We start from the raw sequence: 21,411 nt of genomic DNA on the forward strand, positions 1-21,411 counted from the left end.
TTCACTCCACCACGTGGCGTCCCTCGGGCCGGGCGCTGCACGACGCCCGGAACGCGCAGTGTGTGCAGTGCTGGCCGGCGGTGGGGGTGAACCGCTCGTCCAGGACCTTGCCGGCGGCCGTGGCGAGCATCTCGCCGACCCACTCCCCCTCCAGCGGCTGCTGGGCCTGCACCTTGGGCAGCGTCTCGCCGCCGTCCCGCTTGGCGGCCCCCTGGCGCAGCTGGACGAGTTCGGCGCCGCCCGGTTCGGGGCGTACGCCGTCGAAGGCCTCGTCGACGGCGCCCTCGCGGACGGCGAGCTGGTAGACGGCGAGCTGGGGGTGGCGCTCGACCTCGCGCGCGGTCGGCGCCTGCTTGCCGGTCTTGAAGTCGACGACGTAGGCGCGTCCCTCGCCGTCCGCCTCGACGCGGTCCATCTGGCCGCGGATGCGCACCTCGTAGTCGCCCGCCTCGAGGGTGACGTCGAAGTCGTGCTCGCTGGTGACGGGCGTGCGCCCCGTGCGGTCCATCACGTGCCACCGGAGGAAGCGTTCGAGCGCCACGCGTGCGTGCTCCTTCTCCTGCGCCGACTTCCAGGGCGCGTCGAAGGCGAGCGCGTTCCACACGGAGTCGAGGCGCTCCATGAGGACGTCGAGGTCGGCCGGGGTGTGCCCGGAGGCGACCTCGTCGGCGAGGACGTGCACGACGTTGCCGAAGCCCTGGGCGACGGTGGCGGGCGCGTCGGCCTTCACCTCGCGGCCCAGGAACCACTGCAGGGCGCAGGTGTTGGCGAGCTGGTCGAGGGCGCTGCCGGAGAGCACGACGGGCTGGTCGCGGTCGCGCAGCGGCATCTTGCTCTCGGTCGGCTCGAACATGCCCCACCAGCGGTAGGGGTGCGCGGACGGCACCAGCGGCCGGCCCTCCTCGTCGGCGAGCGCGGCGAGGCGCGCCAGGCGGCGGGCGGCGGCCTCGCGGAGGGTGGCGGAGGCGCGTGGGTCGACCGTGGTGGCGCGCAGCTCGGCGACGAGCGCGGCGACCGACAGGGGGCGGCGCGGGCGGCCGGTGACGTCCTTGGGTTCGACGCCGAGTTCGGTGAGGAAGCGGGAGGGCTGGTCGCCGTCGTCGGCGGGCGCCTTCACGGCCGTGACGACGAGGCGGTCACGCGCGCGCGTGGCGGCCACGTAGAACAGGCGGCGCTCCTCGGCGAGCAGCGCGCCCGGGGTGAGCGGTTCGGCGAGCCCGTCGCGGCCGATACGGTCGGCTTCCAGGAGGGAGCCGCGGCGGCGCAGGTCCGGCCACAGGCCTTCCTGGACGCCGGCGACGACCACCAGGCTCCATTCCAGGCCCTTGGCGCGGTGGGCGGTCATCAGGCGCACGGCGTCGGGGCGTACGGCGCGGCGGGTGAGGGTGTCGGCGGCTATGTCCTCGGCCTCGATCTCGGCCAGGAAGTTCAGGGCGCCGCGGCCGCCGGTGCGCTCCTCCGCGCGCGCGGCGGTGGCGAACAGCGCGCAGACGGCGTCCAGGTCGCGGTCGGCGTTGCGGCCGGCCGCGCCGCCGCGCCGGGCGGCCCGCTCCAGCCGCGTGGGCCAGGGGGTGCCCTCCCAGAGGTCCCACAGGGCCTCCTCGGCCGTACCGCCGCGCGCGAGGCGCTCCCGGGCCGTGGCGAGCAGCGCGCCGAGGCGCTGGGCGCCGCGCGCGTACACCGGGTCGTGGGTGACCAGCCGCTCCGGTTCGGCCAGGGCGCGCGCGAGCAGTTCGTCGGAGGGCGGCGGCAGCGGGTTGCCCGCGGCGCGCTCCTCCTCCCGCAGGGCGCGGCCCAGGCGGCGCAGGTCGGCGGCGTCCATGCCGGCGAGCGGGGAGGCGAGGAGGGTGAGCGCGGTTTCGGTGTCGAGCCAGCAGGGGCCCGGTCCGTCGTTCCGGGTCCCCTCGTCGTCGGGTCCCGCCGTCTCGTCCGGGGTGCGCTGACCGCCGCGTCCCGCCGCGTCGTCCAGGGTGCCCTGACCGCCGGGCTGTCCCGCTTCGGTCGGCGTCCCCTCACCGCCGGGCTGCGCTACCGCCTCGGCCGGCGTCCCCTCACCGCCGGGCTGCGCTACCGCCTCGGCCGGGCTCTCCTCGTCCTCGGGCTCCTCCGGCCGACCTGGCGCCTCGGCCGCGGTCTCCTCGGTACGGGGTCCCTCGGGCTGTCCCGCCGCCTCCGCCGTCGCCACCGCGCGCAGGGCCGTCAGCAGAGGGGCCACCGCGGGTTCGTGGCGCAGCGGCAGGTCGTCGCCGTCGATGTCGAGGGGGACGCCGGCGGCCGTGAGGGCGCGGCGGACCGTGGGGATCGTGCGGGAGCCGGCGCGGACCAGGACGGCCATCTCGCCCCAGGGCACGCCGTCCTCCAGGTGGGCCCGGCGCAGGATGTCGGCGACGTTGTCCAGCTCGGTGCCGGGTGTCGGGTACGTGTACACCTCGACGTGGCCGCCCTCGCGCGCGGGGGCGAGTTCGCGATGGGCGCGGACCTTCTCCGCCGGGAGGCGGGTCAGGGGCATGCGCTGGGTCAGCAGCCGGGTGGCGGCGAGCAGGGTGGCGCCGGAGCGGCGGGAGGTGCGCAGGACCTCGACGGGGGCCGGGCTGCCGTCGGGACGCGGGAAGGCCCGCGGGAAGTCGAGGATGCCGTTCACGTCGGCGCCCCGGAAGGTGTAGATCGACTGGTCGGGGTCGCCGAAGGCGACGAGGGTGCGGCCGCCGCCGGCGAGGGCGTGCAGCAGCCGTACCTGCGCCGGGTCGGTGTCCTGGTACTCGTCGACGTACACGGCGTCGTATTGCGCGGCGAGCCGCTCGGCGGTCCGCGGGCGGTGGGCGAGCAGGACCGCGCGGTGGACGAGTTCGGCGTAGTCGATCACGCCGTGCAGGTCGAGGACGTCGAGGTACTCGGCGAGGAAGGCGGCCGCGGCACGCCAGTCGGGGCGGCCGATGCGGGCGGCGAAGGCGTCCAGGGCCTCGGGGCCGAGGCCGAGTTCCCGGCTGCGGGCGAGCACCGCGCGGACCTCGTCGGCGAAGCCGCGCGTGGTGAGGCAGGCACGCAGCTCGTCGGGCCAGCGCACGTGCGCCAGGCCGAGCCGCTGCAGGTCGAGCTGGCCGGCGAGCAGCGCGCGGACGGCGACGTCCTGTTCGGGGCCGGACAGCAGCCGCAGCGGTTCCATGAACAGGTCGCTGTCCTGGTGGGCGCGGACCAGGGCGTAGCAGTACGAATGGAAGGTGGTCGCCTGGGGAGCTCGGGCGGCGCCCATCCGCAGGGCCATCCGGTCGCGCAGTTCCACGGCAGCCTTGCGGCTGAAGGTGAGCACCAGCACGCGCGCGGGGTCGCCGCCGCGGGCGATCCGGGCCGCGACGGACTCCACGAGCGTGGTGGTCTTGCCGGTGCCGGGTCCGGCGAGCACGAGCAGCGGCCCGCCGGCGTGGTCAACCACGGAGCGCTGTGCGGCGTCCAGACGAGGGGGATCCATCCGGGCCGGCGGGGTACGTACCAGTCGGTAAGCGCCACGGTTCCCCTGTCGCCCCTGGGGGTGCGACAGGCGCCTGGTGGAGGAAGAGGAGCTCACGTGGTTCGCCGGTCCTGGTGGGTGTGCTGGGTGATCGAGGGCCGTTTTCTCCGCCCCGCGCCCCTCGAACGTACGCCATGGCACCGACGTGCCCGGTTCACCGGTTTTCCCCCGTACGGGCCACGGGGTCCCCTCCGGCGGGTCGGATGGCGGAAGCTGTCAGGTGTGACCTTCCGCGCGTTCGCCGCCGTCCCAGCGCGCCCGCCTCATGTCGAGGCGGGGCAGGTGGCCCTCGGCGGCCCTGCTCGCCTCCTTCAGGGGCGTGCCCTCGGCGCGGTAGTGGCCGAGCGCCCGCAGCTCGTGGCCCGGCAGCAGCGCCCCGTCGGCGCGCACCACGCGCCACCACGGCACGGCGCCGCCGTACAGGGCCATCACCCGGCCGACCTGCCGGGGGCCGCCCTCCTCGAGCCACTCGGCGACGTCCCCGTACGTCATGACCCGCCCGGGCGGGATCAGCTCCGCGACCTCGAGGACCCGCTCGGCGTACTCCGGCAGCGCGTCCGGGTGCTCCCGGCGGGCCTCGTCGTCCGGGATGCTCTGCTCGCTCATCCGCCCCATCCTGCCCCACACCACCGACAGCGCGACCGTCCGGTGACCGTGCGTGATCCTCGCCGCCGGGTGGTGCTTCGGGCAGACTGTGCGCCCCGCATTTGCACCCTGATGCCCCCGTGTGTCGGTGGAGCATGCCACCATCGTGCGGGCGGTGACCGGTGATACGAGATCAAGAAGAGACGATGAAGCAGCAGGGTGTGCATCCCGAGGACGCGGAGGGCACCTCTGACGCTGCGTCGCGCCCGGACGGTCCGGACAGTCCGGGCGAGACCCCGGACGAGGCGCGCGACGAGGCGCGGGAGGAGGTGCACGTCGACGAGGTCGAGGGCGACGAACCGCTGCTCCCCGCGCGCGTGCACCGCCCGTCCGACCTCATGCGGCTCCTGGTGGGCGTGCTCGCGGTCATCGTGCTGCTGGGCATCGCCGCGTTCGCACACGGGACGACGTCGGGCCTCGAACAGGACATCAACAAGGGCACGGGACAGGCGCCCGATCTGCTCATCAAGATCGCCGGGCTCGCCTCCAGCATCGCGATCCTGCTGGTGCCGGTCGCCTTCGCGATCGAGCGGCTGATCAAGCGCGACGGGCTGCGGATCGCCGACGGTGTGCTCGCCGCAGTCCTCGCGCACGGTGTGACACTCGCCACCGACCTGTGGGTCGCCAAGGCCGCCCCGGACTCGATCCAGGAGGCCCTCACCCAGCCCTCCCCCGGTGACATCCACGCCCTCACCGACCCGGTGCACGGCTATCTCGCGCCCGTGATCGCGTACATGACGGCCGTCGGCATGTCGCGCCGGCCGCGCTGGCGCGCGGTGCTGTGGATCGTGCTGCTCCTCGACGCGTTCTCGATGCTGGTCACCGGGTACACCACGCCGTTCTCGATCATTCTGACGGTGCTGATCGGCTGGACCGTGGCGTACGGCACGCTGTACGCGGTCGGCTCGCCGAACGTGCGCCCCACGGGACGGACGCTGATGGCGGGCCTGCGGCACGTCGGCTTCCACCCGGTGAGCGCGGCCCGCGAGGAGGCGCCGGACACCTCGGAGACCGGCGACCGCGGCCGGCGCTACTTCGTCACCCTGGAGGACGGCCCGCCGCTGGACGTCACCGTGGTCGACCGGGAGCAGCAGGCACAGGGCTTCTTCTACCGCGCGTGGCGCAATCTGACCCTGCGCGGCTTCGCCACCCGCAGCAGTCTCCAGTCGCTGCGCCAGGCACTGGAGCAGGAGGCGCTGCTCGCCTACGCGGCGATCGCGGCGGGCGCCAACGCGCCCAAACTGATCGCCACCTCCGAGCTAGGACCCGACGCCGTGATGCTCGTCTACGAGCACACCGGCGGGCACACGCTCGACTCGCTGGCGGACGAGGAGATCACCGACGAGCTGCTGCGGGACACCTGGGACCAGGTGCGCGCGCTGCAGTCCCGCCGCATCGCGCACCGCAGGCTGGTGGGTGACGCGATCTTGGTGGATCGTTCCGGCACGGTGATCCTCACCGATCTGCGCGTCGGCGAGATCGCGGCCGGCGATCTGCTGCTGCGCATGGACATCTCCCAGCTGCTCGTGACCCTGGGTCTGCGCGTGGGCGGCGAGCGCGCGGTCGCCTCGGCCGTGAGCGTGCTCGGCCCGGACGCGGTGGCGGACTGTCTGCCGATGCTGCAGCCCATCGCGCTCAGCCGCTCCACGCGCGCGACGCTGCGCAGACTGGCCCGGGAACGGGCCCAGCGCGAGCGCGAGGCGGTCCTCGAGGCGTCCCGGCAGGCCAAGGAGGCCCGCCTGGAGGCCGGGCAGGAGGCGGAGCCGGTATCCGAGAAGGCCGGGAAGAAGGCCGTACGCGCGCAGGCGCGGGCCGAGAAGCGGGCCATCGACGAAGCGGTGGAGGAGGCGCGCGAGGAGGACCTGCTCACGCAGATCCGGCACGAGGTGCTGCGGATCAGGCCCCAGGCCCCGGTCGAGCCCGCGCGGCTGGAGCGGGTACGGCCACGCACCCTGATCAGCTTCATCGCCGGTGCGATCGGCGCCTACTTCCTGCTGACGCAGCTCACCCACATCGAGTTCGGCCCGCTCATCGCCAACGCGGAGTGGGGCTGGGTCGCCGCGGCCGTGCTGTTCTCGGCGCTGAGCTATGTCGCCGCGGCGATGAGCCTGCTGGGGTTCGTGCCGGAGCGGGTGCCGTTCCTGCGGACCGTGGCCGCGCAGGTCGCCGGGTCCTTCGTGAAGATCGTGGCGCCGGCCGCCGTCGGCGGGGTCGCGCTCAACACGCGCTTCCTGCAGCGTTCGGGCGTGCGTCCCGGTCTCGCGGTGGCGAGCGTCGGGGCGTCTCAGCTGTTCGGGCTCGGCTGCCACATCCTGATGCTGCTGTCCTTCGGCTACCTGACCGGCACCGAGAAGACCCCGTCGCTGTCGCCGTCCCGCACGGTCATCGCGGGCCTGCTCACCGTGGCGGTGCTCGTGCTGGTCGTGACCTCGGTGCCGTTCCTGCGGAAATTCGTCTCCACGCGCGTGCGGTCACTGTTCGCGGGTGTCGTGCCGCGCATGCTGGACGTGCTGCAACGGCCGCAGAAGCTGGTCACCGGCATCGGCGGCATGCTGCTGCTGACCTTCTGCTTCGTGATGTGCCTGGACGCGTCGATCCGCGCGTTCGGCACGGACTCGACCTCCATCAGCATCGCCAGCGTCGCCGTCGTCTTCCTCGCCGGCAACGCGCTCGGCTCCGCGGCCCCCACCCCGGGCGGTGTCGGCGCCGTCGAGGCGACCCTGACGGTCGGTCTGATCGCGGTCGGCCTGCCGAAGGAAGTGGCCGCTCCCGCGGTGCTGCTCTTCCGCCTGCTCACGCTGTGGCTTCCGGTGCTGCCCGGCTGGCTGGCGTTCAACCAGCTGACCCGCAAGGGCGCCCTCTAACCGGCGAAGGCGGCCTCCGGCCCGCAGCGGGCCCTCGGGAAGGGCCCGGTGGCGCTACCTCGTACGGCCCGCGCCCCGCGCGCCCGGGCCGGCACGCCCCCACGATGGGATCATGCCGAACCCCGCCCGGCTGCGCGCCGCCGCCCTGACCGCGACCGCCCTTCTGCTGGCCCCTCTCCTGGCCGGCTGTGCCGACGAAGCCGGGGACGAGGACCTGACGGAGCAGAAGCTCAGCTGGAAGGACTGCCCGGCCCCGTCCCGGTCCGAGGGCGGCGGCAACGCCCCGTCCCCGCTGCCGGGCGGCGACCGGTGGCAGTGCGCGACCATGAAGGTGCCCCGGGACTGGGCCGAGCCGAAGGGCGACACCATCAAGATCGCGCTGATCCGCGCCGAGGCCGACGGCGACGCGAGCCGGCGGATCGGTTCGCTCGTCTTCAACTTCGGCGGACCAGGCGGATCGGGCGTCAGCGCGCTGCCCGCCTTCGGCGAGGACTACGCGACCCTGCGCACCCGGTACGACCTGGTGAGCTTCGACCCGCGCGGGGTCGGCCGCAGCGCCGGTGTGACCTGCGAGAACGACCAGCGGCTCGACGCGTACTTCCAGCAGGACATGACACCCGACGACGCTGCCGAGCGCAGCACCCTCCTGGACAACACCGAGGAGTTCAACGCGGCCTGCGAGGAGCACTCGGGGAAGATGCTGCCGCATGTGCGCACCACCGACGCGGCCCGCGACCTGGACCTGATGCGCCAGGTCCTCGGCGACACGAAGCTGCACTACTTCGGCATCTCCTACGGCACCGAACTGGGCGGCGTCTACGCCCACCTGTTCCCGCGGCACGTCGGGCGCGCCGTCTTCGACGCGGTCGTCGACCCCACGCAGACGCCCGAGCAGGGAGCCCTCGGCCAGGCCAGGGGCTTCCAGCTCGCGCTCGACAACTTCGCCGAGGACTGCGCGTCCAAGGCCGAGGAGTGTCCGGTCGGCGACAGCGCCCAGGACGTGAAGGACCGGATCGCGGCGCTGCTGAGGAGACTCGACGGCAAGCCGATCCCGGGCGTCTTCCCGCGTTCCCTCACCCAGAGCGCCGCCACCAACGGCATCGCGCAGGCGCTGTACTCGAAGGAGTTCTGGGAGTACCTCACCGAGGGCCTGGAACAGGCCTACGACGGGGACGGCAGGATCCTGATGCTGCTGTCCGACTCTCTGAACGGCCGCAGCTCCAACGGCGAGTACAGCAACATCGCCGCCGCCAACGCCGCCATCAACTGCTCCGACGACAGCCCCCGCTACTCCGCCGGCCACGTGGAGGCGAGGATGCCGGAGTTCCGCGCGGCCTCGCCCCTGTTCGGGGACTTCATGGCCTGGTCCATGATCAGCTGCACCGACTGGGCCGTGCCGGGTGCCGCCGACCACCCGGACGTCGGCGCGCCCGGCTCGGCGCCCATCCTCGTCGTGGGCAACACCGGCGACCCGGCGACCCCGTACGAGGGGGCGCGCAGGATGGTGGACGCGCTGGGCAAGGGCGTCGGCGTGGAGCTGACCTACCGGGGGCAGGGGCACGGCGCCTACGGCAGCAAGAACAAGTGCGTGCAGGCGGCGGTGGACGGCTATCTGCTGGACGGCAAGGTGCCGGCCGCCGGGACCGTGTGCACCTGACCCTCCCCCTGAATCCCGGAAAACCCGCAGGTCACACAGTTATCCACAGGCTCCGACGGGTCGGCGGCAGTCCGCCTACCATGGCCTGACAGCCGTTCCGCCACCCGGCGCGGACCGGTCGGCAAGGGGGGAAGTGCACATGGCGCGTTTTCCACGGTGGACGGCACTGGGCGCCGCCGCCGCGCTGCTCGCGGCGGGCTGCAGCGCCGGTCCGTCGGGCAGCCGCGGTCCGTCGGGCAGCGGCGGCGACGCCAAGGGGAGGGCAGCCACCAGCCCCCGGCCCTCGGCCCGTTCCTCGGGCACGGCCACCGCGCCCGCCCCGCCCGCCTCGCTCACCGGGCAGAAGCTGGACTGGGGGCGCTGCAAGGCCGACGCGGACTCCGACGCCCCGGGCAGCGCATGGCAGTGCGCCACCATGAAGGTGCCGCTGGACTGGTCGAAGCCGGACGGCGAAACCATCGGTCTCGCGCTGATCCGCACCAGATCCCGAGGGGGCGGCGCGGAGCGCGTCGGCTCGCTGCTGTTCAACTTCGGCGGCCCCGGCGGCTCGGGGGTGTCCACGCTTCCGCCGTACGGCGCCACGTTCTCCGCACTGCGCGAGCGCTACGACCTGGTCAGCTGGGACCCGCGCGGGGTGGGCGGCAGCGAGGGCATCCGCTGCCGCAGTGACAGGGACATCCAGGCCGCCGAGTCCATCGACGTCACCCCGGACACCCGGGCCGAGGAGCGGGCGTACCTCCAGGACGCCACCGACTTCGGCGAGGGCTGCAAGAAGGCGGCGGGCGCGCTGCTGGCGCACGTCTCGACCACCGACACCGCGCGCGACATGGACCTGATGCGCCAGGTCCTCGGCGACACGAAGCTGCACTACTTCGGCATCTCCTACGGCACCGAACTGGGCGGCGTCTACGCCCACCTGTTCCCGCGGCACGTGGGGCGGCTGATCCTCGACGCGGTGGTCGACCCGACCGCCGACGCGGTGGGCCACGCCGAGAACCAGGCGAGGGGTTTCCAGCGGGCCCTCGACAACTACCTGAAGTCGACGGGCCAGGACCCGGAGCGGGGCAGCGCGAAGATCGCGGACTTCCTGGACCGGCTCGACAGCCGGCCGCTGCCGGCCTCCGGCGGACGGAAGCTGAACCAGACGCTGGCCGTCACCGGCATCGTCCTGCCGCTGTACAGCGAGCAGAGCTGGCCGGCCCTCACCAGCGCCCTGGAGTCGGCGGAGGCCGGTGACGGCTCCGAGCTGCTGGCGCTGGCCGACGCCTACAACGACCGGGACCCCTCGGGGGGCTACGGCACGACGACCCACGCGCAACGCGTCATATCGTGCTTGGACGACAAGCAGCGGCCGACCGCCGGGGAGACGAGGAAGCGGCTGCCGCGGTTCGAGAGGATCTCGCCCGTCTTCGGCGACTTCCTGGGCTGGGACACGGCCGGCTGGTGCCACGACTGGCCGGTGGCCGGGCAGTACGACACCCCGGAGGTGAGCGCCCCGGGTGCGGCGCCGATCCTGCTGGTCGGCAACACCGGGGACCCGGCGACGCCGTACGAGGGGGCCCGGAAGATGGCGGACGAACTCGGCAAGGGTGTCGGTGTGCTGCTCACCTGGAAGGGCGAGGGGCACGGTGCCTACGGCAGCGGGAGCGACTGCGTCGACTCGGCGGTGGACGCGTACCTGCTCGAGGGGACGGTGCCGAAGGACGGCAAGGTCTGCTCATGACGACGGCGGGGCCCGTGGGCGCTCGTGGCGCCCGCGGACCCCGCCGATCGAAGAGGCAGGTCGGGTCAGTAGACCGGCTTGCTCGGCTCGATCTGGTTGACCCAGCCGATGACGCCGCCGCCGACGTGCACGGCGTCCGAGAAGCCCGCGGACTTCAGCACGGCGAGGACTTCCGCACTGCGGACACCCGTCTTGCAGTGCAAGACGATCTTCTTGTCCTGCGGCAGGCCCTCCAGGGCGGTGCCCAGAAGGAACTCGTTCTTCGGGATCAGCCTGGCGCCCGGGATGGAGACGATCTCGTACTCGTTCGGCTCGCGGACGTCGATGATCTCGATGTTCTCGCCGTCGTCGATCCACTCCTTGAGCTGCTTGGGAGTGATCGTCGAGCCGGCGGCCGCCTGCTGGGCCTCCTCGGAGACGACGCCGCAGAAGGCCTCGTAGTCGATGAGCTCGGTGACGGTCGGGTTCTCGCCGCAGACCGCGCAGTCGGGGTCCTTGCGGACCTTGACCTGGCGGTACTGCATCTCCAGGGCGTCGTAGATCATCAGACGGCCGACCAGGGGCTCACCGGTGCCGGTGAGGACCTTGATCGCCTCGGTGACCTGGATGGAGCCGATGGACGCGCACAGCACGCCCAGGACGCCGCCCTCGGCGCAGGAGGGGACCATGCCAGGCGGCGGGGGCTCCGGGTAGAGGCAGCGGTAGCAGGGGCCGTGCTCGGACCAGAACACGGAGGCCTGGCCGTCGAAGCGGTAGATCGAGCCCCACACGTACGGCTTGTTCAGCAGCACGCACGCGTCGTTGACCAGGTACCGGGTCGCGAAGTTGTCCGTGCCGTCGACGATCAGGTCGTACTGGCTGAAGATGTCCATCACGTTCTCGGCCTCGAGCCGTTCCTCGTGAAGGATCACGTTCACGTACGGGTTGATGCCCTTGACGGAGTCCCGCGCGGACTCGGCCTTGGAGCGGCCGATGTCGGCCTGGCTGTGGATGATCTGGCGCTGCAGGTTCGACTCGTCGACCTCGTCGAACTCCACGATGCCGAGCGTGCCGACGCCCGCCGCGGCCAGGTACATCAGCGCCGGCGAGCCCAGGCCGCCGGCGCCCACACAGAGCACCTTGGCGTTCTTCAGCCGCTTCTGCCCGTCCATCCCCACATCGGGGATGATCAGGTGGCGGGAGTACCGGCGAACCTCGTCTACGGTGAGCTCAGAGGCTGGCTCGACCAGGGGTGGCAACGACACGGGGACTCCGTTGGTCGGTCGATCACTACAGTTGTTCTCCGTGTAACAGTGCCATGGGCTTCTTCATTCCGAGACACCTGTTCCGATCCGCGAGACGATTTCGTCCCAGTAGCCGGGCATGGTCTCCCAGGGGTCGTCCAGGCCGCCGCGGTCGCCCCGGTCGGTGAACCAGATCGTGGCCGCGCCCTGCCAGCGGGCGATGCGCAGCGCCTCGCCGAGGTGGCCCAGGGGTACGCCGTGCACCAAGTGGCAGAAGCGCTCGGGCGGATGGTCGGCGGTCCACTCGGCCACCTGCGACCAGCGGTAGTCCGTCCAGGGCCCGGAAAAGGTGATCAGCTGGTCCGCGTGCTCGGCGTAACCGTGGTGCGGATGGATGCCGTGCCCGAGGACGATGTGGGGCGAGTCACGCAGGGTGCGGAGCGTGGCGATCGCACGGCGGACCTCCGGGAGTCCGGCGCGCCCGCTCGGGCAGTGGTCCAGGAGGAAGCCGTCGACCTGGTACCAGTCGAGGTACCGCTGCGCGTCGGAGACGAGCTCGGCGAAGGCGCGCGCCCCGTGGACGGTGTCGAGGCGGCCGAGGACGCGGACCCCCGCGTTGCGCAGCCGGCCCGCCTCCTGGAGGCAGTGCGGGTCGGGGCGGACGCCGGGGCCGTCGGCGACGTCGAGGACGACCCAGTGCAGGAGGGAGCCGGTGCGGGCGAGGTCGCCCCACTCGGCCGGCGCGAGGAGGGGGTGGGCGATGCCGGGCACGCCGAGGCCGGTGCGCAGGTCGGTGCTCCCGGTGCTCGCGGTGCCCGCCGGAGTGCCCGTCAGATACGACATGCCGCCTCCATCCAGATGTCGGCGAGGGACTCCTCCAGGTTGATCCGGGGCCGCCAGCCGAGCCGGTCGCGGGCGGTGCGCACGTCGGCCTGCTGCCAGCTGCCGCAGCCGTCCGGGTACGGGTACGCGACCGGGGCCGCGTGGTCGGAGTCGGGGCGCGGGTGTCCGATGGACGGGCGCAGGTGGGGGCCGGGCGGGCCGTCGAGTTCGTGGAGGGCGCCGCCGTATCCGGCCACGCGCGCGAGGATCGCGGCGGCGTCGCGCAGCCGGACGGCGCGGCCCGAGCCGATGTTGATGACGCCCTGCGCGGCGGAGAGGGACGCGGCGTGCACGGCGCGGGCGACGTCACGGACGTCGACGAAGTCGCGCTGGACACCGAGACCGCCGAGTTTGAGCTCGCCGTCGCCGGACTGCATGGCGCGCCGCATGGCCTCGGCGAGGCGCCCCAGCGGGGATCCCGCCGGGGTGCCCGGACCGGCCGGGGAGAACACCCGGAGCACGACGGCGTCCAGGCCGGAGCCGAGGACCAGTTCGGTGGCGGCGAGTTTGCTGACGCCGTACGGGCCGCCGGGGCGGGGGACGGCGTCCTCGGCGGTGGAGGAGCCGGGCTGGCTCGGGCCGTACTCGGCGCCGCAGCCGATCTGCACCAGACGGGCGCCGCAGCCGCTGCGGCGCAGGGCCTCGCAGACGGTGGCGACGGCGACGGTGTTGTGCCGGGTCAGTTCGCGGGCGCCGCCGCGGGTGGCGCCCGCGCAGTTGACGACGACCTGGGGGTGGACCGCGTCGAGGAACCGGGTGAGTGCGCCGGGGCTGCCGGACGCGAGGTCGAAGCGGACGTCGGCGTCGTCGCCGCGGCCGAGCGCGGTGAGCTGGACGGCCGGGTCGGCGAGCAGACGGTCGGCGACGAAGCGGCCGAGGTAGCCGTTGGCTCCGATCAGCAGGACCCTCATCGTGCGGCCCCCTTGGTGTGTGCTTCGGCTGTCAGGGCGGCACGGGCTCCGGTCGTCCCGTGTGCTGCGGCTGCTCCTGTGACCGCGGGGGCTCCTGCGACCGCGGGTGCCCCGGTGGCTCCGGTCGCTCCGGATCGGGAGGTGGTCATCTGGTCTCTCCTTCGAGGGTGGTGCTGTTGCCTGCGGTTGGGTGGAGGAGCGCGTGCGTCGTGCGGTCCGCGCACGGTGGGGGATGCGCTGCGCGCGGTGGTCGAGGGGTGGTGGAGGCCGGCCGCTGCCGGCGAAGGCGTCCGCTGCCCGCGGAGGCGCATCCGCGCCGCCGGGCCGCTCCCGTCGCCAGCGCGAAGGCACCAGCGTCTTCACGCGGGCCTGGCCAGACCGGCCACGCGAAGACACCAGCCCCCACACACAGGCCAGGCCAGACCGGCCACGCGAAGACACCAGCCCCCTCACACAGGCCAGGCCAGACCGGCCACGCGAAGACACCAGCGCCTTCACGTCGTCCAGGCCTGACCGGCCGCAAGGAGACACCTCCGCGCAGGCCAAGCCGGGCGGGCCGCGCGGAGGCACCTTCGCGCCGGCCGGCGCTGGGAGCAGGCGCGCGACGAAGTACCCGCTGCCGAGTCGGCCTCGCGGCGGCCCGGGCACCGAGCGTCGGCCGTTCGAAAGCGGCTGCACACCGCCAACACCGGGGCGACCTCGCGGAAGCACCTGAGCTCCGGCCACACCTGATCGACCCCGCGGAAGCGCCCCCGCACCGGCCAAGCCAGGTCAGCCCCACGGCGGCACCCACGCACCCACCGCACCAGGCCGACCCCGCGGAAGCGCCCCCGCACCAGCCGCACCGGGCCGGCTCCGTGGAAGTCGGGCGCCTCGCTCGCTCTGCCCCCCGCAGGGGGCTTTGCCTCGTCCGCGGCGTCGGGGTCTCTCGGGCGGCGTCGTGTGTCGGGGAGCCCGAGCCGGAGGGCGGGGCGGAGGCGCGGGTGTGTCGCGCCGGGTGCGGGCCCGTGGTCGGGGGGCAGCCGGCCCCGGGCGGTGAGGCCGGGCGGGTCAGCACGGCTGGGCCGTTCGTGCGTGGGCCGAGGCTCTGGTCAGGGTGCGGGTGGAGTGCACGAGGAGAGCCAGAGCGGCGGCTCCGCAGAGCAGGGCCGGGACGCTCGCCGGGCCCCAGGTCGTGACGAGGGTCTCGACGGGGGCGGACAGGAACGCGCACCCGGGGAGACGTCCCGCGAAGACCGTGGCCACGGCGAGCGCCTCGGCGGTACCGGCGGCGCCGAGGACGACCGCCGGGGCATGGGTGAACCCGTGCACCGTGAGGAGGCGGGCGAGGAAGAGGAGCGCACCCAGGGTGAGGGTGGGGGCGGGGACGGCCGGTTCGTCGAGGACCAGGGCGCAGAGGGCGGACAAGGCGCCCAGCGCGCACAGGAAGAGGGCGACCACGCCGAGCAGCAGCGGCTGTACGGATGCGGTGAACTCCTCCAGACCGCGGCTGGCGTCGAGCCGGCGACGGGCACGGGTGGTGAGGAGGTGCGCGCACCAGGCGGCGGGGACGCAGGCCAGGGTGAGGGTGAGCAGCGGCGCGGCGGCGAGGGGTAAGAGGCCGTCCGGGCCTCCTGCGACGGCGGACTCCAGGAGGCCGTCGCCGAGGGCCGCGTAGGCGACGAGCCAGCAGGTCCAGGCACGGGCCCGGGCCCGACCGGGCCGGGTGCCGCCGCGCCGGCTCAACGGGCCCCGGCGGAGGACCGCGCGCAGGGCGAGGGCCACCGCGAGGACGCCGACGGCGCCGACGAGGAGGCGGGTCCGCCCCTGGGTGAGCCGCAGGCCGGTCACCGTCGCGGCGCACAGGGCGCCCGGCAGCAGGGTGAGCAGGACCCGGTCCGGGCGGGGGCGCGGGAGGGCGGCGGGCGCCGGGCGCGGGTTCGGGTCGTCGCCGCGGGGGACGCGGGCGTACATCTCCTCGGCCAGGGAGAAGACGTCCCGGTGGCGGAAGCGGACGGCGGTGCGGTCGGTGACGCCCTGGGCCTCGAGGCCCGCCGCGATCTCCAGCGGGTCCACGGCCCGTTCGCACAGCTCGCGGTGCCGGTGCATCAGCGCCTTCACGGGGTCTCCGGTGCCCCGCCGGGGCGCGGACGACGGGCGCGCCCCGGCGGCCGCGCCCCCGGCGCGCTCCCCCACGGCCCACTCCTGCGACCGCTCGTCCCAGCCCTCTCCGCTCTCCGGGGCCCCCGGCCGGTCCAGTTCCCCGAGGCCGCTCATCGCGCGCCCCCGGAGAGGGGAGCGGCGGCGACGGACGAGGTGCCCCGGGCCGCCGTCCCGCGTACCGGCGGTCCCGCCGTCCAGCCCGGTCCGCGCGGGGAGGTGGCCCTTGCGCCCAGGTCCGTCCAGCGTCCTGGCAGCCGGGCCTCGGCGGGGAGGGCGAAGGGCCGGGGGTCGCCCGCGTCGTCGAGGGCGGCCGCGCGGGCCGGGCACTGGGAGACGATCTCCAGGTAAATGCCGTGAAATGCCTGGACGTTCTGCTCGACCGTGAAGAGTTCCAGCGCGCGGGCGCGGGCTGCCGCGCCCAGGCGCGCACGGCGCTCGGGGTCGCGCAGCAACGCACCGCACGCCTCGGCGAGCGCCCGCGGATTGCGCGGCGGGACGACGAGTCCGGTGCCGCCGATGACCTCGACCACGGCGCCGACGTCCGTGGACACGGTCGCCCGGCCGCAGAACATCGCCTCGACCAGCCCGACCGGGAACCCCTCGACGACGCTGGACAGGACGACGACGGCGCCCGCGGTGTACGCCTCGGCGAGACCGGGCACCTCCGGGCCGCCGATCTCCTCGAAGGACACCGGGTTGTCGCCGACGGAGTGCGGCCCCTCCGCCTCGTCGGGGAAGAGCTGGGCGGCCAGCATCCCGCAGTGGCCGAGGTACGCCTGCCCCTCGGGGCCGGCGGGCGCGCCGATGATCCGCAGGCGGGCTCTCGGCTCCTCCCTGCGGACCTGGGCGAAGGCGTGCAGCAGGGACACCAGGTCCTTCGCCGGTTCCACCCGGCCGACCCAGACCAGCGTGTGCGGGTCGGCGGCGTCCGGGGCGTCGCCCACGTCCGCGAAGCGCGCGGCGTCCATGCCCGGGTAGACCGTGCGCACCTTGGCGCGGTCGGCGCCGCAGCGTTCCTGCCAGCGGCGGGCGTGCGCGTTGCCGGGCGTGAGGCGGGCGGCCCGGCGGTAGACCTCGCCGGCGAGGAGGCCGTGGAAGGCGGCGAGCAGGGCGCGTACGGCGGGGGCGTTCTCCGCGGAGGACGCGTCGGGCGTCCCGGAGTGGAGATAGTGCGTGCGCAGCCGCACCCCGTACTCCGTGACCAGCAGCGGCACGTCGAAGAAGTGCCGCGCGAGCAGCCCGGGCAGGGCGGCCACCCCGCCGGAGGCCGCGTGGCACAGGTCCACGGCACCGAGCGTGCCCCCGTCGCCGGCGGCGTCGTCGTACCAGTCGAGAGAGAGGGGGCGCAGCGCGCGTTCCAGGTGGCCGGCCACGGCCAGCAGTTCGGGTACGCGCGCCTCGCGCGCCGCACGCAGTGCGCCGGGCGCGTGGCAGGCGTGCTCGAGAGCGCGCGCGGCGCCCTCGGAGCGGAGCGCTCCCACCAGTCCGCCCTCGTCGCGGGCGAGGTCGGCGAGACCGTAGAGCGCGTTGGCGAAACGGTCCGCCTGAGCGGAGGAGCCTTCGCAGACGGCGGTCACCAGCTCGCCGTAGCACTCGGTGAAGCGCCGGCGCGCACGCCGCCCGTACCCGGCCCCGTCGTCCTCGGCCGTCCACAGCGGCGCCGTCCGCACCCGTCTGACCTGCGGCGGAAGCGCGACGCAGCCCGACGCGTCCTGATGGGGTCCGCTGCTGAGCGCGTAGAGGTCGAACTCGTGCTGCCCGAGCCCGCGCACGAGCCGGTCGCACCAGAGTCCGGTGTCTCCGCCCACATACGGATAGCCACCCTCTGTCAGCAGTCCGATGCGCACGCACGCACCCCCGATCTCCCGTTTGGGGAGCCGCCGTTGACCCGGCGGCTCGCAGCGGGAAGAACGTATGCGGACAAGGCGGTGGCGCGACGGACGGTTGTCCATCGCGCCACCAAAAGGGGTGAACGGTCGTAACTTTCCCGTGCGGGTCGCGTTCGACCGCGCTAAGAGTTCACTTGACCGCGAAACGTCACGCCGCTCTTGGACGCGCACACCCACGCGGCGTATGAGCCGTCTGTCAACTCCTTGGATAGGGCCAGGGGTTGGGCAGACAGTGGATCCCGTCGTGGTCGAGGAACTTCGTCTGCTGCTGCATGACGGGCGCGAGCGCGCCGTCCTTCTCGCAGTTCACGTGGTGGTGGCCGAGCCGGTGGCCGACCTCGTGGTTGATCAGCATCTGCCGGTACGCGTAGATCGCGTCGCCGTAGGTCTCGGATCCCTGCGCCCACCGGTACGCGTTGATCATGACGCGTTCGGTGGCGGCCGAGTCGCAGGAGACGTTGTCGACGGTGGTGTCCAGGCCCGACTTGGCGCACCAGGTGGCGGTGGTGCCGGGGCTGGCGAGGGTGATGACGAAGTCCGGCTCGCCCGAGTGGATCCGCTCGAAGGTGCGCGCTCCGCCGTGCGCCCAGCTGCGGTCGTCGTTCAGCGTCTTCTGCACGGCTTCGGCGAAGAGCGCGCCGTCGAGCCCGAGCCCCTGCTCCACGTCGACCCGGTAGGTGTACTTCTGCCCCTTGCCGGGCGCCTTGTCGATGCCCTGGATCGCGTCGAACTTCCCGGAGCCCTCGAGCTTGGCGCCGAGCTGGTACTTGGCGCCCATCTTCTGCGCGTACGTCAGCGTCACTGCGGCCTGGGACGGGGAGACGGACGGGCCCGGCGCGGCGGACTCCAGGGCGCCGCCGGCCTGTCCGGCGGCCGACTGCGACCGGGCGCGGCCGTCGTCGCGCGCGTCGGTCACCTGACCGGCCACCACGACGGCCAGCACGGTCGTGACCGCGGCGGCGGCGATACCGGTGAAGGTCCGCCCCTTGGCGCCCTTGAGGTCCACCGGCGCGCCGGTGGGCGGCGCGTCGTCGGCGTCGTCGCCGGCCGCGGCGTCCGTGCGTCCGGCCGCTCCGGGGCCGGTCGCGGAGGAGCGGCTCCCGGCCGTGGCGGCGGTGGCCGCGAACGGGTCGGACGCGCGCGTGGGCGCGAACGGCCGCCCCGCGCGCGTGAAGACGTCGGTGTCCTCGTCCGGTTCGAAGGCGTCGAGGTACTCCTGACGCGGGCCCTGCCGGGGGCTCTGCCGCGGCCCCTGCGGGGGCATGGGCCGCTGACGCGGTATCACCGGCTGTCCGGAACCGGCCTGACGGCCCCTCAGGTCGCCCCAGCCGCCTCCGGTCTCCCGCTGCTCGGGGTGGCCGCCGCGGACCCGCGGGAAGCCGTGGGCGGGCGTTCCGTCGGGGTACCCGGAGTCCCCTGGGCCGGACGTCCCGCCGGGGAGCCCGGGGAAGCCGTACGGGGGCGTCCCGTCGGGGAGGCGGGATGTTCCGCGCGCGCCGTCGGAGTGCGGCGAGGAGGCACCACCCGAGGGAGCGGAGGCGACGCCCGAAGGGTCGGCGGAGGTGCCCGAGGAGGTGCCGGAGGAACGCTTGGGCGCGCTCTTGGGTGCCGGTCCGCGCCGGCTGCGGCGTCCCACGTCCGCCTCAGCCCTTCGGGGTCACGTCGGCGGTCTCGGCGAGCAGCTCCCGGACCGCTCTGGCCACCGTGTCCGGGTACTCCATCATCGCCACGTGCCCGGCGTCCGGCAGGGTGAGCAGGCGGGAGTCGCGGAAGGCGCGGGCGGCGCGCGGGGCCATGCGGAAGCCGACGAGCTGGTCGCGGCCGCCGTAGACCAGGAGGGTGGGCGCGAGGACGCGCTCGGCCTGGCGCCACAGCCCGTGCTGGCCGCCCAGGGTGTAGGCGTTCAGCAGCCCGCGCGTGGAGCGCGTCATCGCGTCCCAGAAGTACGGCAGCTGGAGCCGCCGCTCCAGTTCCTCCACCGCGTGCCGGAACGCCTCGGGGCTGACGCGGCCGGGATCGCCGTAGCACAGGCCGAGGACGCCTCTGACGCGCTGCTCGGCCGTCCACTCCCGGGTGAGCCGGCTGAAGAGCGCGGCCACGCCGGGCAGGCCGACCAGACCCGTGGGGACCGCGCTGCGCTGCACCCGCAGCTCCGGCAGGGCGGGCGAGACCAGGGTCAGGGTGCGCACGAGGTCGGGGCGCACGGCGGCGACGCGCGTCGACACCGCGCCGCCCAGGGAGTTGCCGAAGAGGTGGACCGGGCCGCGGTCCGCCGCGTCGAGGTAGCGGATCACGGCACGCGCGTGTGCCGTGACGGAGTAGTCGCCGTCGTCCGGCGGCGGGGAGTCGCCGAAGCCGGGGAGGTCGAGCGCCTCGCTCGCCAGGGTCCCGTCGAGCAGCGCCATCAGGGCGGACCAGTTCTGCGAGGAACCGCCGAGGCCGTGCACGAACAGAGCGGGTTCGAGCCCGTCGCGCGCGGGCGGCCTGGACCGGATCGTCAGGGTGACGCCCGGCAGACCGACCGACCGCAGCCGCTCACCCTCCGCGACCCTGACGGCGGCCACCTTCGGCAGCACACTGGTGGGCGGCACGGAGGGCAGCTCGGTCGAAGACATGCGGGCAATGTTACGAGACGATCACGTGCGGCCATGTGTGTTCGGCGTCACAGGAGCGGGGCGGGGCGGGTGCCGATACCGGCGCGATTCGTGGGCACATCGCATAGCGTCCGAAACGGGTGTCTCCTAGGCTCGTATCGAGGGCACCCGCTAGTGGCCCCCGTGTGTTCCGGGGGCGTTCGCAGGAAGGGAGCCCGTCATGGCCGTTGACCCCACCGACCCCGAGACGTTCGCCGAAGAGGACGACGACTTCGGGGAGATCGACGTAGAGGCGCCGGAGAACGACGCCGCCGAGCAGTACGCGGATGTCACCCCGGAGCGCGACGACCCCCTGGAGGGCGTGGACCCCGCCCGGGCGAACGAGGCGGATCTCGTCGAACAGGCGCGCGTCGTCTCCCTGGACGAGGACGACTATCGCTGACCTCGGGAGGGTGCGCTGAACAGGAGCGAGGCCGCATTCTGCCCGGACTGCCCCGCTTCGAAACCATCTGTACCGCTTTTGTGATCGTCCGGTCCGTGAAATTCTGCGCTCGCACCGCGCGCCACACGGTTACCGAAAAGTACGATGGCGGCGCGGCGCACACCGCATGAGGACGACTTTGGGAGGCGGCGTGACAGCCATCGAGCAGACAGAGGCGGCACGCCCGCGAGGCACGCGCCTGCCGCGCCGTGCCCGACGGAACCAGCTGCTGGGCGCCGCCCAGGAAGTCTTCGTGGCGCAGGGCTACCACGCCGCGGCCATGGACGACATCGCCGAGCGGGCCGGTGTCAGCAAGCCGGTGCTCTACCAGCACTTCCCGGGCAAGCTCGACCTCTATCTCGCGCTGCTGGACCAGCACTGCGAGTCGCTGATCCAGGCCGTACGGAGCGCGCTGGCGTCGACGACGGACAACAAGCAGCGCGTCCGCGCGACGATGGACGCCTACTTCGCGTACGTCGAGGACGACGGCGGGGCCTTCCGTCTGGTCTTCGAGTCGGACCTGACGAACGAGCCCGCGGTGCGCGAGCGCGTCGACAAGGTCACCAACGAGTGCGCCGAGGCGATCTGCGACGTCATCGCCGAGGACACGGGCCTCTCGCGCGCGGAGTCGATGCTGCTCGCCTCCGGTCTGGGCGGTCTGGCGCAGGTGGTGGCCCGCTCCTGGCTGCACAGCGACCGCAGCGTCCCGCGCGACCAGGCCGTGCAGCTGCTGGCCTCGCTGGCCTGGCGGGGCATCGCAGGTTTCCCGCTGCACGGCACCGATCAGCACTGACCACGGCGCCACCGCTCGTTTGTTCCCGCCCGGTGTTCGCTCGTGGCGTGGACGGCCGGGCCGTGCACATCCCCTCACCGGGCTAATGTGTGCAGCGTACGG

Annotated in this window: 14 protein-coding genes; 5 read left to right on the forward strand and 9 right to left on the reverse strand. The window is 73.8% G+C overall.

What is annotated here, in order from left to right; genetic code table 11:
- Position 1: 1 nt before the first annotated feature.
- Together ACFY2L_RS14905 and ACFY2L_RS14910 are read right to left on the reverse strand one after the other, a co-directional pair.
- A complete protein-coding gene (locus ACFY2L_RS14905; RefSeq protein ID WP_390822525.1) occupies positions 2-3,562 on the reverse strand; it encodes an ATP-dependent helicase in 3,561 nt (1,186 codons plus the stop codon).
- A 159-nt stretch (positions 3,563-3,721) separates the two neighbouring features.
- Entirely contained in the window at positions 3,722-4,111 is a 390-nt protein-coding gene (locus ACFY2L_RS14910) for an MGMT family protein (RefSeq protein WP_390661162.1), read from the reverse strand.
- Positions 4,112-4,296: 185 nt separating this feature from the next.
- Here ACFY2L_RS14910 and ACFY2L_RS14915 point away from each other — a divergent pair, with 185 nt between their 5' ends.
- The 3 genes from ACFY2L_RS14915 to ACFY2L_RS14925 all read left to right on the forward strand — a co-directional run bounded on the left by ACFY2L_RS14915 (position 4,297) and on the right by ACFY2L_RS14925 (position 10,394).
- A complete protein-coding gene (locus tag ACFY2L_RS14915) occupies positions 4,297-7,014 on the forward strand; it encodes a lysylphosphatidylglycerol synthase domain-containing protein (protein ID WP_390822526.1) in 2,718 nt (905 codons plus the stop codon).
- Positions 7,015-7,126: 112 nt separating this feature from the next.
- Positions 7,127-8,671 (forward strand): alpha/beta hydrolase, encoded by a 1,545-nt coding sequence (locus tag ACFY2L_RS14920; protein ID WP_390822527.1) that lies wholly within the window; start codon positions 7,127-7,129, stop codon positions 8,669-8,671.
- Positions 8,672-8,810: 139 nt separating this feature from the next.
- Positions 8,811-10,394, forward strand: a complete 1,584-nt coding sequence (locus tag ACFY2L_RS14925; protein WP_390822528.1) for an alpha/beta hydrolase — start codon at positions 8,811-8,813, stop codon at positions 10,392-10,394.
- Between the two features lie 65 nt (positions 10,395-10,459).
- Here ACFY2L_RS14925 and moeZ read toward each other — a convergent pair whose 3' ends face one another.
- The 7 genes from moeZ to ACFY2L_RS14960 form a co-directional block, all read right to left on the reverse strand.
- Entirely contained in the window at positions 10,460-11,638 is a 1,179-nt protein-coding gene (moeZ, locus tag ACFY2L_RS14930) for an adenylyltransferase/sulfurtransferase MoeZ (protein ID WP_390661166.1), read from the reverse strand.
- Between the two features lie 63 nt (positions 11,639-11,701).
- Positions 11,702-12,460, reverse strand: coding sequence for a spherulation-specific family 4 protein (locus ACFY2L_RS14935; protein ID WP_390822529.1), 759 nt, complete (start codon positions 12,458-12,460; stop codon positions 11,702-11,704).
- Positions 12,448-13,410: an NAD-dependent epimerase/dehydratase family protein gene (locus tag ACFY2L_RS14940; protein ID WP_390661168.1), complete on the reverse strand. Its 963-nt coding sequence runs from the start codon at positions 13,408-13,410 to the stop codon at positions 12,448-12,450. Before ACFY2L_RS14940 ends, ACFY2L_RS14935 begins: the two co-directional genes overlap by 13 nt.
- A 1,050-nt stretch (positions 13,411-14,460) precedes the next feature.
- Entirely contained in the window at positions 14,461-15,666 is a 1,206-nt protein-coding gene (locus ACFY2L_RS14945; protein WP_390822530.1) for a hypothetical protein, read from the reverse strand.
- Complete coding sequence (locus tag ACFY2L_RS14950) at positions 15,663-17,399, reverse strand: DUF3492 domain-containing protein (protein ID WP_390661170.1); 1,737 nt, start codon at positions 17,397-17,399, stop codon at positions 15,663-15,665. The genes ACFY2L_RS14945 and ACFY2L_RS14950 overlap by 4 nt, the downstream gene beginning before the upstream one ends.
- 238 nt (positions 17,400-17,637) lie before the next feature.
- Positions 17,638-19,077, reverse strand: a complete 1,440-nt coding sequence (locus ACFY2L_RS14955) for a DUF3152 domain-containing protein (RefSeq protein ID WP_390822531.1) — start codon at positions 19,075-19,077, stop codon at positions 17,638-17,640.
- Positions 19,078-19,084: 7 nt separating this feature from the next.
- The gene (locus tag ACFY2L_RS14960) at positions 19,085-20,056 is read right to left on the reverse strand and encodes an alpha/beta fold hydrolase (RefSeq protein ID WP_390661172.1); all 972 of its coding nucleotides are present in this window, start codon (positions 20,054-20,056) and stop codon (positions 19,085-19,087) included.
- 199 nt (positions 20,057-20,255) lie between these two features.
- Here ACFY2L_RS14960 and ACFY2L_RS14965 point away from each other — a divergent pair, with 199 nt between their 5' ends.
- Positions 20,256-20,477 carry a hypothetical protein gene (locus tag ACFY2L_RS14965; RefSeq protein WP_390661173.1) on the forward strand — a complete coding sequence of 74 codons (222 nt, stop codon included), beginning with the start codon at positions 20,256-20,258 and terminating at the stop codon, positions 20,475-20,477.
- A gap of 190 nt (positions 20,478-20,667) precedes the next feature.
- Positions 20,668-21,309, forward strand: a complete 642-nt coding sequence (locus tag ACFY2L_RS14970) for a TetR/AcrR family transcriptional regulator (RefSeq protein WP_385061927.1) — start codon at positions 20,668-20,670, stop codon at positions 21,307-21,309.
- Positions 21,310-21,411 lie beyond the last annotated feature (102 nt).

Origin of the sequence: Streptomyces sp. NPDC001381, assembly GCF_042895685.1 — a bacterium.
In the GTDB taxonomy this organism is placed as follows: Bacteria; Actinomycetota; Actinomycetes; order Streptomycetales; family Streptomycetaceae; genus Streptomyces.